A 16599-nucleotide genomic window follows, 5' to 3' on the forward strand; every position below is an offset into this window, starting at 1 on the left:
CTGTTGGGACGGCGGGGCCGTCAGTGGTGTCGTGCCAGCTCAAGCCGCTGTGGCCCGAGCACGAACGAGGGGTCGACCTGGGCGGCGAGGTCCTCGCCGCTGCGGGCGTTGCCCCACGCCTGCGCGTTTCGCAGGTGGAACTCGACGGCCTGCGCGGTGTAGCGCGGCCAGTCCTTACCCACACCATCCACAGTGGACCGGATCCTGTCCAGTGCGGCGCGGTTCGCGGCCTCCAGCTCGCTGATCGACTGCGGCGCGCCGCGCTCGGCGGCCCGCACGAAGCCGGACCGGCTGATCCAGGTGAGCAGGTCGTCGCCGACGTGCTCACGCAGGAAGGCCACGTCCGACTGGTCGTCGATCTTGTTGCCGATGACGTGCACCCGCACCCCGAAGTCGCGGGCGTAGCCGATGTACTGCCGGTACACCCCCACGCTGCGCAGGGTCGGCTCGCACACCAGGAAGGTGGCGTCGAACCGGGTGAACAGGCCGGAGGCGAAGCTGTCCGCGCCCGCCGTCATGTCCACCACGACGTACTCCCCCGGCCCGTCGACCAGGTGGTTGAGCAGCAGCTCGACCGCGCCGACCTTGGAGTGGTAGCAGGCCACGCCCAGGTCCTCGGTGGCGAACGGCCCGGTCACCGCCAGCCGCACCCCGCCGACCCGGCGCACCAGGGCGTCGTAGATCGGGTTGGTCTCGTCGACCCGCAGCAGCCGGGAGCCCTGCCCCGGCGGCGTGGTCTTGACCATGGCGGCGGCCGAGGAGATGCGCGGATTGTCGCCGCGGAGGTATTCCTTGATCTTGTCCAGGTGGTCGCCCAGCGACGGCAGCAGGACGGCCTCGTCCTCGCTGAGCCCGAGTGCCGTCGCCAGGTGCTGATTGATGTCGGCGTCGATGGCCAGCAGGGCCGCGGGGGTCGCCGCCGCCGCGAGATGCCTGGCCACCAGCGCCGCAAGGGTGGTCTTGCCACTGCCGCCCTTGCCGACGAATGCCATCTTCATAACTGCTATTGATAGTCATTTTCAATAGCAGGGTCAATCACCCTGCGTGTTCCCGCGCGTGTCGCTCCGTCACGGTGTGCGTGTCGCTCCGTCACGGTGTGATGCCGTCCGGCAGACCTCGGACCGGGACCGCCGCGCTGATAAACTGCGCCGAGTGTCGATCGCCTCGCCCACCAGCCCGCTGAGCCCGCCCGCCGACGTCGCGGAGACGGCCGGCGGAGTCCCCGACGAGGCCGCCGTGCAGACCCGCCGCCGCCGCGCCGACCTGCTGGTCGCGGCCACCGCGCTGGTCATGGCGGTATGGGTCACCGGCGCGCTCTGGTCGGACCCGGCGCACCGCGCCAGCGGAGTCAACTCCGGTGACCAGGCGTTCTTCGAGTGGCTGCTGTCGTATGGCGCGTACGCGCTCACCCACGGCACGGACCCGCTCTTCACCCACCTGCTCAACGTGCCCGACGGCGTGAACCTGGCGGTCAACACCTCGATCTCGGTGTACGCCTTCGTCTTCGCCCCGCTGACCATCCTGGCCGGCCCCGCGCTGACCTTCCTGGTCATCCTCACCCTGAACCTGGCCGGCACGGCGTACGCCTGGTACTGGCTGTTCTCCCGGCACCTGGGCGCGAACCGGATCGGCGCGGCCGTCGGCGGCCTGTTCTGCGGCTTCGCCCCGGCGATGATCTCCCATGCGAACGCCCACCTGAACTGGACCGCGCAGTGGGTCATCCCGCTGATCATCGCGCAGTGCCTGCTGCTGGTGCGCCGGGACCGGCCGGTGCGCGACGGCGCGCTGCTGGGGCTGTGGATCGCGGTCTGCTTCTCCATCGCCGCCGAGGCGCTGTTCTTCACCGCGCTGGCGCTGGGCGTGTTCACGCTGGTCTGGGTGCTGTCCCGGCGCGCGGAGGTCAAGGCGCTGGTGCGCCGGGTGCTGACCGGGCTGGGCAGCGGCGCGCTCGTCGCGGGCGTGCTGCTGGCGTACCCGCTGTGGCTGCACTTCGCCGGACCGCAGCGCTACCACGGCACCGGCTTCGACCCGCGCATCCACAACGAGGACCTCGCCGCGTTCGCCGCGTGGCCGGAGCGCTCGCTGGCCGGCGCGGTCGGCCTCAACACCGACCTCGCCGCGAACCCGACCGAGGAGAACTCGTTCTTCGGCCTGCCGCTGCTGCTGCTGGTGATCATCGGCCTGGTGGTGCTGTGGCGGCGGGCTGCCCGGCCGCACCGGGCCAACCTGCTCGGCCTGGGCGTCACCGCGTTCGTGTTCCTGCTGCTCTCACTCGGCCCGGAGCTGCGCTGGCTGGGCGGGCTCACCGGGATTCCGATGCCCGAGGCGCTGATCGGCTGGCTGCCGGTGTTCAACGCCGCGCTGCCGTCCCGGCTCGCCCTGATCGTCGCGCCCGTGTTCGGGCTGGTCCTGGCCTGGCTGGCCACCGCGCTGAGCCGCACCGACGGCGGCAGCATGCGGGTGACCCTGCCCGGCCCGCGCTGGGCCTGGATCGCCGGGCTCACCGTCGCAATGCTGCCGCTGGTCCCGACGCCGCTGCTGGCCCGCGAACGCGCCGCCGTGCCGGAGTTCTTCACCTCCGGCCAGTGGCGCGAGTACGTCGCCGACGGCGGCACCGTGGTGCCCGTGCCGATCACCAACGACCTGCTCCCCGATGGCCAGCGCTGGCAGGCCGCGGCCCTGGCCGACGCGGCCGGGGCGGGCGAGGGCGTGTTCCGCCTGCCCGCGGGCTTCTTCCTCGGCCCCGGCGGCCCGAACGGCACCGGCCGCATCGGCCCGATCCCCCGCCCGACGCAGACGCTGCTGGAGACGGTCGCCAAGACGGGCGACGCCCCCGTGATCACCGACGCCTACCGGGCCGCGCTGCGCGAGGACCTGCGCTACTGGAACGCGAGCATCGTGGTGCTCGCCGACGACGTGCACGGCGCCCACTGGCCGACCTACCAGCCCGCCCTCAAGTCGGTCATGACCGACCTCCTCGGCCCGCCCCAGCGCGTCGCCGACGTCTGGCTCTGGAAAGTCCCCACCGCCTGACGCGGCGGCGGGGCCCGTCCACGATCCACCGACTTGCCCGGCACCTGGGCGAATGGCGCTTCAAGATACGCACAGGTGCCAGGCAAGTCGAACGATCATGACGCCGGGCCGTGCGGGCCCGAGCGCGCTACCAGTGCCAGGCGGTGCGGGTCAGGCGGGGGGCGAGGTGGTCGCGCCAGGCGGCGCGGACCTGGCCGGCGATGCGGCCGACCAGTGGCGTGGCGAGCCAGGCGAGGACCACGGCGCTGTAGGCCACGCTGACCCACTGCGCTCCGGTCAGGTGGTTGAACTGCCAGGACACCAGCGGGTACCACAGCGAGCTGTACTCGGGCGAGTACCAGCACAGCGCCTCGACCGACTGCGCGGTGCCGAAGCAGGCGGCGGGCCACAGCTCGTGCCAGAGCAGGCTGTTAAGCCCGATCCAGACCGACAGCACCAGCACGGCCAGCGTGATCAGGTTCGCGCCGGGGCCCGCCTGGCGGTGGCCCAGGCGCAGCGCGAGCGCCAGCGCGGCGGGCAGGATGCCGGCCAGGAAGAACCGCGGCCCCCAGGACATCCCGGCGTACCAGGCCCACCAGGGGGCGTACACGAGCACCAGGCCGCCGACGAAGAGCAGCCAGAGCCGCTGGATCCGGGCCAGGTCGACGCCGGTCGGGCCGAGGTCGGCCAGGGCGCGCCGGGTCGGCAGGAACATGCCCGGCACGTACCAGACGATGCCGCGCCCGAAGGCGAACACGATCGCCAGCACTCCGAAGAAGAACGGGTACGAGAAGCCGGGCCGACCGGAGAACGGCATGACGTCCTTCGAGCCGCGGTCGCCGACGTACCCGCCCTTGCGGGCCAGGATCTCCAGCAGGATCAGCGCCGCCGCGACCGCCACCGGCACCAGCACCCGCAGCCGTCGCCGCCGCCACGTCTCGACCAGGCTCACCAGGCCGAGACCGACCAGGGTGGCCGGGGTGTTGACGACACCGGCCACGGCCGCCGCCCAGCCCCACCCGCGACGCCGTCCCCGCACCACGACGACGATGCCGACCATCACCCCCATCATGGTGAAGGTCTCGCTGCCGTAGTGGCCGACGTCCGGCGCGAGCATGCTCGCCGCGACCGTGATCAGCATGAAGCGGCGGATCAGCGCGCCGGGGACCAGCCCGCGCAGCAGCAGCCCCAGCGCGGCCAGCCCCGCCGTGAAGACGACCAGGTTGAAGTACCTGATCCCGGCCTCGGGGGTGGCCACCACGCGGCCGAGCAGCCACAGCGGCGCGGAGAACAGCGGGCCCATGAGGGAGTACTCGCTGTGGTCGACGCGGCCCTCGCCGAGCAGCACGCTCAGGCTGTTGAGCCGGTCCACGCCGTCGGCCACGACCGCGACCTGCTGGCCCCAGACCAGGCGGGCCAGCCCCGCGAGGATGAGCGACGTCTCCACGACCGCGGTCCAGTCCGGACGCTGCCGCCCGCCCGGCTCGGACACGTGCTCGGCGGTGGGTTCCACGGTGGTCAGCGACACGGCGTCACCTTACGCACCGCCGCGGCTGCGGTCCGTCCGTGGTGCGTCACCTGCCTGTGCCCTTGCGGCCGTTGACCCGGGTACGGACCTGAGCCAGCACCCTGCGCCCCAGGCCGGTCCGCTTGACCTGCCTGACCACGGGCGCGATCACCCGGCGCATCGCGCGCGGCACCCGGGTGGCCCTCAGGTGGGGCCGGACGAAAGCCTGGTAGCTCTGCGTCGCCGGGCGCACGCCGTCGGGCTCGAACGCGCCACAGGCCACGGCCAGCGCCGCGTACTGCTGGAGGACCTTCTCCTGCGGGGTGCCGACCCGGCCGACCGCGCAGGCCAGCACCGTGTCGGCCACCACCTCGCGGCGGATGAGCCGCTGCAGGTCGCCGTGCACGGTGTCGAGCAGCCCGTGCACGGAGGCCAGGCCGGTGCCGTCCCAGATCCGGGTGACCGTGGAGGGCCCCGTGTTGATGCTGACGAACGGGACGTCGGCCCATTCCGGCACGTACCGCCGGATCAGCCCGTGGTGCAGCGTGCGCTTCGGCTTGAGCTGCGGGTCCAGCGCGAACGCGGCCACCACGAAGTCGGGGGCCAGGAACATGGACCTGCTGAGGCCGTAGGCGAGCGTCGCCCAGCGCCGCATCCGTTCCATCAGGTACGCGTAGTCGCACAGCTTCAGCCCGGTGAGCCCGGCCGCCTCGGCCCGGTCGGTGATCGTGAGCAGCCGCGCCCGCTCCCGTTCGCGCACATCGGGGTGGACCGCGCCGAGCGGTGTCGCCGTCGCCAGCAGCTTGCGGCGGATCAGTTCGTCGGCCGTCGCCCGCGAGCAGTCGCCGGTGAACTCCGGCGGATACCAGTTGCCGACCGCCAGCTCGCCGCCCGCGCCGCTGAGCGCCACCGACACCTGCTCGACCAGCCGCCCCGAGCGCGCCGGCCGGATCGAGTACGTGGACGGGTACTGGTAGTCGTACTCCGCCTGGAGCCTGCGTACCCGCTCGGTCAGGTCGGTCTCGGTGACCCGGCCGACCGGGCTGGACGCCGCGAGCCGGTGTTCGATCTCCACGCCCAGCTTCTCGCGGAGGATGCCGGTCAGGCGGCTCGCGGTCTCCCCCTCGGCCCGGGTGTCGATGTTGGTGTTGAACGCGGGGACCAGGCCCGCGCCGATCGTCGCCGCGGCGATCACCCGGGAGTCCTTGCCGCCGGACAGGGCGAGCCGGAGCGGGCCGTCGTACAGCGCGGCCAGGCTCGTCGCCGCGGTGCCCAGCCCGGTGCCGGCCAGCTCCAGCAGGTCGTCGAAGGAGCACTCAGCCTGTGCCGCGACCGCGCGGCGCATCAGGTCGTCGACGCTGAACCCCTGCCGGTGGGTGACGTCCCAGCCGCCGCCGGGCCGCCGGGCCGCGGACAGCCGCGCGCCGGGCTCCATCAGCCGGACCCCGGCGTACGGCGACGAGTCGCCCGCGAAGTGCCCCGCGGACACGTACGACGACCAGCCGTCGAGGTCGGGCGCGAGCGGGATGCCCAGCGCCCGCGCGACCACGCCGGGCCGGCTGGCGAACACCACGAAGTCGTCGGTGCGGCCCACGAAGATCCGGCACATGCCGAGCCAGTCCTGCTGCAACTCGGCCCGCCCGTCGCGTACCGCCAGCAGGCCGAACGGCGGCACCACCGGCGCGTGCACGTCCTCGCCGGCCAGCAGGCGGCCCGCCATCCGCGTCGGCCCGCCGGAGACGTCGGCGCCGACCGGAACGCCGAACGACACCGCGGTGACGTCGCCGTCCTGGGCGACCAGCGGCCAGCGCCAGGAACTCCAGTCCGCGCTGTGCCCGGCGAGCACGCCCCAGCCGTCGCCCGCACAGCGGTGGCGTACGTAGGACTCCGGCACGACGGGTGCCAGCGCCGCGTCCACCCGTTCGCTCATCAGCCGTGACGCATCGTCGGACACGCCGCCGTTGAGCACGAAATAGCCATACACGAAATACATGCAACCCCCGTCGCCTCGTGCGGCAGAGGGTACGGACGCGGCCGGGTCGGGGGGTCGGACAATCTGGACACGAGCGGGACGACTAGAGAATCCGCAGGTCAGGGTGCGGTTAACGGCAGATGAAAGTGCACCTTCGGCTGACGGTTGCCAAGCCGAAGGTGCACTTTTCCCCCACCCCGGGACTACTGCGGCAAGTGACCGTTCGGCTCGGTTCCGCCTGCCCGCCAGAGCTTGCCGGGCCACCACACGATGCGGCCGAGGTCGACCGTCAGCGCGGGCACCAGCAGCGAGCGCACCAGCAGCGTGTCGAGCAGCACCCCGAACGCCACCGCGAACGCGATCTCGACCACGAAGACCAGCGGCAGCACCGCCAGCGCCGCGAACGTCGCCGCGAGCACCACGCCCGCCGACGTGATGACGCCGCCGGTCACCGCCAGGCCCTTGAGCGTGCCCTGCGTGTGGCCGAGCTTGGCGGCCTCCTCACGGACCCGGGTCATCAGGAAGATGTTGTAGTCGACGCCCAGCGCCACCAGGAACACGAACGCGAACAGCGGGTACGACGAGTCCGCGCCCGCGAAGCCCAGCACGTCTTTGAAGACGATGCCGGAGATGCCGAGGGTGGCCAGGTAGGACAGCACCACGGTGGCGATGAGCAGCAGCGGCGCGACCAGCGACCGCAGCAGCAGCATCAGGATCAGGAAGATGACGCCGAGCACCAGCGGGATGATCACGTTACGGTCGCGCTGCGAGGTGTGCTGCACGTCGTAGTTGATCGCACTGAACCCGCCGACCTTGGCGTCCGCCCCGTCGATCGCGTGCACCGCGGCCCGCAGCCGCTCGACCGTCGCCAGCGCGGCCGGCGAGTCGGCCGCGTCGGTCAGCGTCGCGTCGATGCGCACCATGCCGTCGACGACCTTCGGCTCCGGCAGCGGCGGCACCACGACCGGAGCGTCCGTGCCCGGCGGCGGCGTGGCCTGCCCGTCCATGATGCCCGTCCCCGCACCGGGCTGGTCGCCCGTGGCCGGCCCGCCCTCGGCGCCCGGCGGGACGACCGGCATGACCGGCATCCCGGTGAACGGGGCCGCCTCGGCCACGCCCTTGGTCTGGCGGACCGCCAGCAGCACCTGGTCCAGCTTGCCGGCCCGGGTCACGATCTCGGCGGGATTGCCGGTGCCGCCCGGGAAGTGGGCGGTGGTCAGCTCCTGCGCGGCGACCGAGTCGGGGTTGCCGGTGAAGCCCTCCGACTGCGGGATGCCGTCGGCCTCCAGCCGGGTCAGCCCGGCGACACCGGCCAGCAGCAGCACCGCGGTGCCGATCCAGACCAGCCGCGCCCGGCGGCCGACCAGCGCGGACACCTTCGCCCAGATGCCCGTCTCCTCGCTGGGCGCGGAGCCGAACTTCGGCCGCACCGGCCAGAACGCCACCCGGCCGAGCAGGGCCAGGATGGCCGGCAGCAGCGTCAGCGAGACGGCGAGGCTGCTGGCGATGCCGATCGCGCCGACCGGGCCGAGGCCCTTGTTGGAGGCGAGGTCGGACACGAGCAGGCAGAGCAGGCCCAGGATGACGGTGGCGCCGCTGGCCAGGATCGGCTCGAACGAGGCGCGCAGCGCGACCCGCATCGCGTCGTACCGGCTCTCGGTGTGCCGCAGCTCCTCCCGGAAGCGCGACACCAGCAGCATCGCGTAGTCGGTGGCCGCACCCAGCACCAGCACGTCGAGGATGGCCTGGCTCTGCCCGGAGACGGTGATGACCTCCGCCTTGGCCAGCAGGTAGACCACGCCGTTGGCCAGTGCGAACGCCAGGCCCGCGCCGAACAGCACGACCACGGGCAGGATCGGGCTGCGGTACACGATCAGCAGGATCACTCCGATGATGCCTACGGTGACGCCGAGCAGCAGGCCGTCGATGGAGCCGAAGACCTCCATCATGTCGGTGAGGATGCCGCCCAGGCCGCCGACGTGCGCGTCCAGCCCGTCGGGCAGGCCGGTGTGGTCGCGGATCCAGGTCACGTCGGTCATGTTCTTCTGCGCGTCGGTCTCCGTGAACAGCACGGTGACCTGGGCCGCCTTACCGTCGTCGGAGTAGTGCGGCAGCATCGGGAAGTCGGCGAGCCGGCTGCCCAGCTCACGCTTGATCGTGGCGAGCTGCTCGGTGATGACCGCCTTGTCGGCCTCGGTCAGCCCGCTGTCGCGGCCGTAGACCAGCTGCGCGGGCACGACGTCGAGCCCGGCGAACTTCTTGCTCAGGTCGAGCACGACGGTCGCCTCGGCGCTCTCCGGCAGGAAGGAGGCGTTGTCATTCTTCTGGACCTCGGCGGTCTTGCTCGCGAAGCCGCCCATGGCCCCGCCGACGAGCAGCCAGACCACCAGCCCGAGCGCGGGCAGCAGCCAGCGCAGCCGTCGCGGCCGCGGTGGCGCGACGGCCCCGGTCTCCTGCCCCGGTTCGCCCCGGAGCTCCTTCTTCTCCCGCGTCGCCGTCATCGCGAGGCGTCCTTTCCCTACGTGCAGAACATGGTTGGCACACCGTGACACTATTCGTGAAAGTTTTCACAAGCGTGGTTGCGCACACCCTACCGACCGCGAGCCGGGCACGCATTCACGGGTACGGGTGACGCCGAGCACCTTCGCTGGCCAGGCCCGCGAGCGCGAGTAGCCTGAGCGACGTGACCAGCATCGTCTCGCCGGCACTCGCGGTACGCCGCGCCGGCACCGTCGAGTATCTGACCGCCTGGGACGAGCAGCGCCGCCTGCACGCCGGCGTCGTCGCGGGCACCGAGCCGAACACCGTGCTGCTGCTGCAGCACCCCAGCGTGTACACCGCCGGCAAGCTCACCGAGGCCTGGGAGCGCCCGTTCGACGGCACCCCGGTGGTGGACGTGGACCGCGGCGGCAAGATCACTTGGCACGGGCCGGGGCAGCTCGTCGGCTACCCGATCATCGAACTTCCGGTGCAGCGCGGCGGGCTGGCCGACGTGGTCGCGCACGTACGGCGCACCGAGCAGCTGCTCATCGACGTCTGCGCCGAACTCGGCGTCGCCACCACGCGGATCAAGGGCAACAACCGCTCCGGGGTATGGGTGCGCGAGGACGAGCGCGGGCCGGACCGCAAGGTCGCCGCGATCGGCATCCGGGTCGCCCGCAACGTCTCGCTGCACGGCTTCGCGCTCAACTGCAATCCCGACATGACGTGGTTCGACCGGATCGTGCCCTGCGGCATCACCGACGCCTCGGTCACCTCGCTGAGCGCCGAACTCGGCCGCGAGGTGACCGTCGACGAGGTCCTCCCCATCGTGGAGCGCCACCTGCCGAAACTCCTCGCCGCCTGACCCGACGAGTTAAGAAGGGCACCTTCTACAACGCATAGCGTTAAGAAGGTGCCCTTCCTTGTGTCAGGGGTGGGAGGGGGCAGTGGAGCATGCCGCAGACGGTGCGGGTGAGCTCCTGCTCCGCGACGGTCATGGTGCCGTCCTCGGAGATCACTGCGACGACCGCTTGGATCAGCAGTGACTTGTCGCGGGGGTCGAGGCCGTCGAGCAGGGGCCAGGCGCTGTCCAGGGCCAGCACGCCGTGCTGCGGGGCGGTCATCGGCACCGGCTGTCCGGGCAGGATCATCGCCAGGCCGACGTGGTAGGCGCGATCGGCCGACGCCTCGTCCGGGTGGCCGGCGCGGGCCAGCACCGCGAGCAGTGCGGCGATCGCGTTGCGGCAGGTCGCGAGGTTGTGCCGGCGGGTCGGCCAGGGCGGGGAGTCGTAGGTCGCCTCGTACAGGTCGCGGTGCAGCAGCCGGGACAGGGCGTACTCGAAGACGCTGACCCGGCCGTCGGCCCTGGCCAGGGTGTCGATGGTGCCGAGCAGCTCGGAACGGCGGGCCAGCGGGTGGGCGCGCAGCGCCGGGAAGCACAGCTGGGCCAGCGGCAACCGCAGCAGCGGGTGCAGCCCGGCGAGCCATCCCGCGGCCGCGATCGTGTCCGCGACGACGGCCTCGCCGTGCCGTTCGCGCAGCGCCGCGAGCTGGTTGTCGGCCACCTCGGGCTGCTCCGACAGCAGCAGCCCGAACAGCAGGCCGGGAGCGGTGTCGCCGCGCCGGGCGCGGGCCAGGATCTCGGGCGGGAACCGTTCGAGGATGGACTCCGCCCGCTGGTACGCGGGCTGCTGCGGCGAGCCGACGGAGGCGGCGACCGCGTCGGGGCGTACCGCCATCCGGGTGTCCTGGTCCGGCAGCGGACCGCCCTGCTCGGGCCCGGCCAGGCCCATCGCCGCGTCCTCGGCCATGCCGGAGGGCGGCCGGTCGTGCCACTGCTGGGCCAGGGCGGCCAGCTGCGCCGGGTCGAAGTCCGGTTCGAGCGCGCGGATGCGGTCGGCCAGCGGCGGGTGGGTGGCGAACAGCGAGCGCAGCCGGGCCTCGCCGAACAGCATGTGGCCGACCTCGTCGATCTTCGGGGTGGCCAGGCGGGAACCGGCGTCCAGCCCGCCGATCTTCTTGAGCGCCCCGGCCAGGCCCGAGGTCTGCCGGGTGAACTGCACCGCCGAAGCGTCGGCCAGGTATTCCCGCTGCCGCGACACCGACGCCTGGATCAGCCGCCCCGCGAACACCCCGATCGACCCGGCCACGATCAGCGCGATGCCGATCAGGGGCAGCGGGTTGCTGCCCTGGTTGTCGCGGCGGTCGCGGCCGCCGCCGAACGCGCCCGCGTACAGGAACGTGCGCCCGACGATGGCCAGGAACAGGATGCCGAACAGCAGCCCGATGAGCCGGATGTTGATCCGCATGTCGCCGTTGAGAACGTGGCTGAACTCGTGCGCGATGACGCCCTGCAGCTCGTCGCGGTTGAGCCGGTCCAGCGCGCCGCGGGTCACCGCGATCGCCGCGTCGGCCGGGGACCAGCCCGCCGCGAACGCGTTGATGCCGGGCTCGTCCTCCAGCACGTACACCTCGGGCACCGGCACGCCGGAGGCGAGCGCGATCTCCTCGACCACGTTGCGCAGCCGGCGCAGCCGCAGGTCGGTGGTGTCCTCCGGGACCAGCACCCCGCCCAGGTCGCGGGCCACCTTGCCGCCGCCGGCGCGCAGCCCGATGGTGCGGAACAGCGAGGCCAGCAGGATCGACCCGCCGGTCAGCACCGCGGTCCAGAACATCAGCCAGGCCAGCTCGGCGGCCGGGGCCTCGAACGCGCCGAGCGCGAAAGCGACCGCGAGGCAGACGACCGCCACGATCGCGACCACGGCCAGCACGTAGAGCAGGACCAGGCGGAACGACATCCGCTTGACCTGCCGCTGGCGCTCGAAGAAGTCCATCGCCGCGATGGTCAGAACTGCACGCGCGGGGCCTCGCGCTTGCCCGGGTCGTCGATCTCCAGCAGCGCGGCCTTGTGGAACCCGAACGGCCCGGCCAGCGCGCTGCCCGGGAACGTCTCGCGCTTGTTGTTGTACGCCAGCACCGCGTCGTTGTAGCCCTGCCGGGCGAACGCGACCCGGTTCTCGGTGGAGGTCAGCTCCTCGGACAGCTGCATCATGTTCTGGTTGGCCTTGAGGTCCGGATAGGCCTCGGACACCGCGAACAGGCGGCCCAGCGCCTGGGTGAGGCCGTTCTCGGCACCGGACAGACCCTGCATGGCCGCCGGGTCGCCCGGGTTGCGGGCCGCGTTGGCCTGAGCGGTCATCGCGGCGGTCCGGGCGGCGGTGACCGCCTCCAGGGTCTCGCGCTCGTGCTTGAGGTAGCCCTTCGCCGTCTCGACCAGGTTCGGGATCAGGTCGTGGCGGCGGGTGAGCTGCACGTCGATCTGCGCGAACGCGTTCTGGTAGCCGTTGCGCGAGCGCACCAGGCCGTTGTAGAGCGAGGCGACCCAGGCCACGACCACCACCGCGATGATCACCAGGCAGATCAGCCCGACCAGGAGTTCCATGCCCTCACCGTGCCACCTGATCATCCGTTTTGCCTGGCAATCGGACGTATCTTGCTTTCGCATACGCCCGATTGCCAGGCAAGCCGGTCGATCAAACGCCGCGCGACCCGGTGTGGTGGGCCGCGCGGCGGGTCTGTGGGTTACGGGGTGACGCGGTGCAGGTCGCGGGGGTACGCGGTGACCTCGCGGATGTTCTGCGCCCCGGTGATGCGGGCGACGAACCGCTCCAGGCCGATCGCGAACCCGCCGTGCGGCGGCATGCCGTGGCGGAACGCCTGCAGGTAGGGCTCGTACGGTTCGGCGCTCTCCCCGTGCGCGGCCAGCGCCGCGAGGTAGTCGCTGTACCGGTGCAGCCGCTGCCCGCCGGTGACCATCTCCAGGCCCCGGAAAAGCAGGTCGAAGCTGTTCGACCAGCGCTCGTCGCCGGGCTCAGGGTGGGTGTAGAACGGCCGCTTGACCATCGGGTAGCCGGTGACGAAGACGAACTCGCTGCCGTGCTCGCGCTTGGCCCACTCCCCGATCGCCCGCTCGTGCGCCGGGGCGAGGTCGGGCTCGTCCGCCGGCGCACCGGCGATCTTGAGTGCCTCGCTGAAGTGCAGGGCCGGGATCTCGGCCGGCACCTCGGGCAGGTCCAGGTCTGCGACGGCCGCACCGAGCGCGCCGACCCGGGCCACCATCGAGGCCACGGTCTCGCGCAGCACCGCCATCACGTCGCGGTGGTCGCCGATGAAGCCCAGTTCCGCGTCGAGCGAGGTGTACTGGGCCAGGTGCCGGGTGGTGTCGCTGGGCTCGGCCCGGAACACCGGCCCCACCTCGTACACCCGCTCGAACACCCCCACCATCTGCTGCTTGTAGAACTGCGGCGACTGGGCCAGGTAGGCCGGGCGGCCGAAGTAGTCCAGCGCGAAGACGTTCGCCCCGGACTCGGTCGCCGTCGCCACGATCTTGGGTGTGTGGATCTCGGTGAAGCCGAGCGCGTCGAGGCCCTCGCGGAACCCGGCCGCCGCGGCGGCGCTGACCCGCAGCGCACGGGACCGGGACGGGTGGCGCAGCGACAGCGGGGCGTGGTCCAGCTGGGTGGGCAGGGTCGGCGACAGCACCGGCCGGTACAGGTCGAACGGCGTCGGCTGGGCGGGCTCGCCGAGCAGGCGTACCGCCGGTTCGGTCAGCTCCACCCCGCCCGGCGCGGCCGGGTTCGCGGTGACCAGGCCCTCGACGGCGACCACGGTCTCCTCGGGCAGCGTCTCCAGGTGGGCCCGCAGTTCCGGCGCGGTGACCACGACCTGGCTGAGCCCGGACGCGTCGCGCACGATGAGGAAGCAGACCGATTTGAGCAGCCGGCGGCGATGGATCCAGCCGGCGATGGTGATCCGTGCGCCCACATGGCGGGGCAGCTCGACGGAAAGGATGCGTTGCATGGTGGGTTACCTCCGGGTTCTTCCGCAACGCCATCCCCAAAGGGGTGTGGGCGGTTTGGGAACCCGCGGTGCCACCACACCTTCACCCGGGACGATCGTCTCGGGCCTCTACCAGCGGGTGAGCGGAGCCACACGGGCGGCGTGCCGCCGTCCCGACCCGGGCGTCACTCCGGTGATTCGCCCCGTCACTGCTGTTGGCAGGAAATTACCGACCGGTGTTCCACCCCCGCAACCCCATTTCTTGAATGCCGTTCCGTCGGCGCATATATTCGTCCTCGGAGACATATACGGGAGGCTCGCCATGGCCAACACTCTGATCGATCTCGACGACGAGGCGCTGGAGCAGGCGCGCCGCTACTACGGCACGTCCACGAAGAAGGACACGGTCAACCGCGCCTTGCAGGACGCCGCCACCCGGCTGCGCGAGCGCCGCAACGCCTTCGGCGACCACCTGGCGGAGGCCTACCGGGACTTCGCCGCGATGTCCCCCGCCGAGCAGCAGGACTACCGAGAGCACCTCGACCGGACGCAGGAACTGCTGGAGCAGACGCCGACCCTCGACGTCGCCTGGGCGCAGCGCCGGGCCGAGTGGGCCGGCTGAGGGTGCGCTACCTCCTCGACACCAGCGCGTACTTCCAGGGCAGGCTGAACGCCGCGGCGATGCGGCGGCTCGGCGAACTGGCCGCCGACGATCAGCTCGCGATCTGCGTGCCGGCGATGCTGGAGATCCTTGTCGCGGCCCGCAACGGCCGCGACTGGCTGCAGATGCGCAAAGCGCTCGGCCTGCTCCCCAGGGTCGAGCTGAGCGATCCGATGGCCGTCATCGACCTGCACGGCGCGCTCACCCAGCACGGCCGGCACCGCACCCCGCCGGTCGACGTGCTGGTCGCCGCGACCGCTGCCGAGCACCGGCTGACCGTGCTGCATTACGACCGCGATTTCGAGCGGTTGACCGCGACCAGCGGCGGCACGCATGAGTGGGTGATTCCGGCCGGTAGCGGGCACTGAGACGTCCGTTACCCAGCAGAAGATCAAGGCCGTTTCGGCGCGTACGCTGGCGGCATGACCATCGTCGCTCCCGAGGGCCGGCGCCTCCTGCGCGTCGAGGCCCGCAACGCCGAGACCCCCATCGAGCGCAAGCCTGAGTGGATCAAGGTCAAGGCGAAGATGGGCCCGGAGTTCACCCAGCTCAGCTCCCTGGTGAAGCGGGAAGGCCTGCACACGGTGTGCCAGGAGGCCGGCTGCCCGAACATCTACGAGTGCTGGGAGGACCGCGAGGCGACCTTCCTCATCGGCGGCGACCAGTGCACCCGGCGCTGCGACTTCTGCCAGATCGACACCGGCAAGCCGGCCGAGTTCGACGCCGACGAGCCCCGCCGGGTCGGCGAGTCCGTCGCCACCATGGGCCTGAAGTACGCGACCGTCACCGGGGTGGCCCGCGACGACCTGCCCGACGGCGGCGCCTGGCTGTACGCCGAGACGGTCCGCCAGATCCACGCACTCGTCCCCGGCTGCGGCGTCGAGCTGCTGATCCCCGACTTCAACGCCGTCCCGGAGCAGCTGGCCGAGGTCTTCTCGGCCGCGCCCGAGGTGCTGGCGCACAACGTGGAGACCGTGCCGCGCATCTTCAAGCGCATCCGCCCCGGGTTCCGCTACGACCGCTCCCTCGGCGTGATCACCCAGGCCCGCACGGCCGGGCTGGTCACCAAGTCGAACCTGATCCTGGGCATGGGCGAGGAGCGCGCGGAGATCTCGCAGGCGCTGCGCGACCTGCACGAGGCCGGTTGCGAGCTGATCACCATCACGCAGTACCTGCGCCCCACCCCGCGCCACCACCCCGTGGAGCGCTGGGTGAAGCCCGAGGAGTTCGTCGAGCTGCGCGAGGAGGCCGAGGAGATCGGCTTCGCCGGCGTGATGAGCGGTCCCCTGGTGCGTTCGTCATACCGGGCCGGACGCTTGTATCGTCAGGCACTCGACGCGCGCACTGCCGCCGCCTGATCACCCCACCGACACCCAATCTAGGATCGCGTCTATGGCAAAGGCCGAAGAAAAGGTCTCCTTCTTCCAGCGGTTGAAGCAGATCGGCATGGTGTTCAAGTTCACCGCCAAGCAGGACAAGTGGTTCACGCCCCTGGTGGTGGCCGCGGTCGTGCTGCCGCTCGCGCTCACCGTGGTGGCCGTGCTGCTGGGCTGGGGCTGGATCTGGATCCCGCTGGGCATCCTGACCGCGCTGCTGGCCGTGCTCATCGTGCTCAACCTGCGGTCCAACACCGCGATGATGAACATGATGGAGGGCCAGCCCGGCGCGGCCGGCCAGCTCGTCGAGCAGATGCGCGGTGACTGGCGGGTCAAGCAGGCCGTCTCGGCCACCACCCAGTACGACGTGGTGCACCTGGTGATCGGCAAGCCGGGCGTCATCCTGCTCGCCGAGGGCAACCCGGCGCGGCTCAAGCCGCTGCTGGGCGAGCAGAAGCGCCGCCTGAGCAAGGTCATCGGCGACGCCCCGCTGTACGACTACATCATCGGCGCCGAAGAGGGCCAGCTGTCCATCCGCAAGCTGCGGATGACGCTGATGCGCCTGCCCCGCAACCTGTCGGGCAAGGAGGTCAACGCCCTGGACCGGGCCCTGACCGCCCTCAACGCCCGCCCCCAGATGCCCCGCGGCCAGCTCCCCAAGGAGTTCCGCCCCCCGCGCATGCCGCGCGGCGGCGGCCGCCAGCGCTGAGCCCGAAGGAAGGGCACCTTCTTAACGCCATGCGTTATGGAA

13 protein-coding genes are annotated in these 16599 nt (G+C 71.7%); 6 read left to right on the plus strand and 7 right to left on the minus strand.

Features of this window, described 5'->3' with window-relative positions; all coding sequences use genetic code 11:
- Window positions 1-20: 20 nt before the first annotated feature.
- Window positions 21-998 (minus strand): ATP-binding protein, encoded by a 978-nt coding sequence (locus F6W97_RS26640; protein WP_155373255.1) that lies wholly within the window; start codon window positions 996-998, stop codon window positions 21-23.
- Between the two features lie 292 nt (window positions 999-1290).
- On the opposite strand from F6W97_RS26640, the gene F6W97_RS26645 reads away from it, so the two are divergent.
- On the plus strand, window positions 1291-3033 hold the full coding sequence (locus F6W97_RS26645) for a DUF6541 family protein (RefSeq protein WP_230687038.1): 1743 nt from the start codon (window positions 1291-1293) through the stop codon (window positions 3031-3033).
- Between the two features lie 127 nt (window positions 3034-3160).
- On the opposite strand, the gene F6W97_RS26650 is transcribed toward F6W97_RS26645, so the two are convergent.
- From F6W97_RS26650 to F6W97_RS26660, 3 genes are all read right to left on the minus strand, one after another.
- Window positions 3161-4540, minus strand: a complete 1380-nt coding sequence (locus F6W97_RS26650) for a hypothetical protein (RefSeq protein WP_155373256.1) — start codon at window positions 4538-4540, stop codon at window positions 3161-3163.
- A gap of 46 nt (window positions 4541-4586) precedes the next feature.
- Window positions 4587-6512 (minus strand): asparagine synthetase B family protein, encoded by a 1926-nt coding sequence (locus tag F6W97_RS26655; protein WP_155373257.1) that lies wholly within the window; start codon window positions 6510-6512, stop codon window positions 4587-4589.
- A gap of 182 nt (window positions 6513-6694) precedes the next feature.
- Window positions 6695-8851, minus strand: coding sequence for an MMPL family transporter (locus tag F6W97_RS26660; RefSeq protein WP_230687039.1), 2157 nt, complete (start codon window positions 8849-8851; stop codon window positions 6695-6697).
- A gap of 332 nt (window positions 8852-9183) precedes the next feature.
- Here F6W97_RS26660 and lipB point away from each other — a divergent pair, with 332 nt between their 5' ends.
- A complete protein-coding gene (gene lipB, locus F6W97_RS26665) occupies window positions 9184-9837 on the plus strand; it encodes a lipoyl(octanoyl) transferase LipB (RefSeq protein WP_407924613.1) in 654 nt (217 codons plus the stop codon).
- A gap of 40 nt (window positions 9838-9877) precedes the next feature.
- On the opposite strand, the gene F6W97_RS26670 is transcribed toward lipB, so the two are convergent.
- The 3 genes from F6W97_RS26670 to aspS form a co-directional block, all read right to left on the minus strand.
- Window positions 9878-11806 carry a M48 family metallopeptidase gene (locus tag F6W97_RS26670; RefSeq protein ID WP_155373260.1) on the minus strand — a complete coding sequence of 643 codons (1929 nt, stop codon included), beginning with the start codon at window positions 11804-11806 and terminating at the stop codon, window positions 9878-9880.
- Between the two features lie 11 nt (window positions 11807-11817).
- On the minus strand, window positions 11818-12414 hold the full coding sequence (locus tag F6W97_RS26675) for a LemA family protein (RefSeq protein ID WP_155373261.1): 597 nt from the start codon (window positions 12412-12414) through the stop codon (window positions 11818-11820).
- A gap of 140 nt (window positions 12415-12554) precedes the next feature.
- The gene (gene aspS / locus F6W97_RS26680) at window positions 12555-13832 is read right to left on the minus strand and encodes an aspartate--tRNA(Asn) ligase (protein WP_155373262.1); all 1278 of its coding nucleotides are present in this window, start codon (window positions 13830-13832) and stop codon (window positions 12555-12557) included.
- 301 nt (window positions 13833-14133) lie between these two features.
- Here aspS and F6W97_RS26685 point away from each other — a divergent pair, with 301 nt between their 5' ends.
- The 4 genes from F6W97_RS26685 to F6W97_RS26700 are packed head-to-tail and all read left to right on the plus strand — an operon-like array spanning window position 14134 to window position 16557.
- Window positions 14134-14433 (plus strand): type II toxin-antitoxin system VapB family antitoxin, encoded by a 300-nt coding sequence (locus tag F6W97_RS26685; RefSeq protein ID WP_155373263.1) that lies wholly within the window; start codon window positions 14134-14136, stop codon window positions 14431-14433.
- Window positions 14421-14840 (plus strand): PIN domain-containing protein, encoded by a 420-nt coding sequence (locus F6W97_RS26690; protein WP_196279338.1) that lies wholly within the window; start codon window positions 14421-14423, stop codon window positions 14838-14840. Before F6W97_RS26685 ends, F6W97_RS26690 begins: the two co-directional genes overlap by 13 nt.
- Before the next feature lie 54 nt (window positions 14841-14894).
- The gene (gene lipA, locus F6W97_RS26695) at window positions 14895-15830 is read left to right on the plus strand and encodes a lipoyl synthase (RefSeq protein ID WP_155373264.1); all 936 of its coding nucleotides are present in this window, start codon (window positions 14895-14897) and stop codon (window positions 15828-15830) included.
- A 34-nt stretch (window positions 15831-15864) separates the two neighbouring features.
- A complete protein-coding gene (locus F6W97_RS26700) occupies window positions 15865-16557 on the plus strand; it encodes a DUF4191 domain-containing protein (protein ID WP_155373265.1) in 693 nt (230 codons plus the stop codon).
- The last annotated feature ends 42 nt before the right edge of the window (window positions 16558-16599 follow it).

The organism is Catellatospora vulcania (assembly GCF_009720385.1).
GTDB classification, from domain to species: domain Bacteria; phylum Actinomycetota; class Actinomycetes; order Mycobacteriales; family Micromonosporaceae; genus Catellatospora; species Catellatospora vulcania.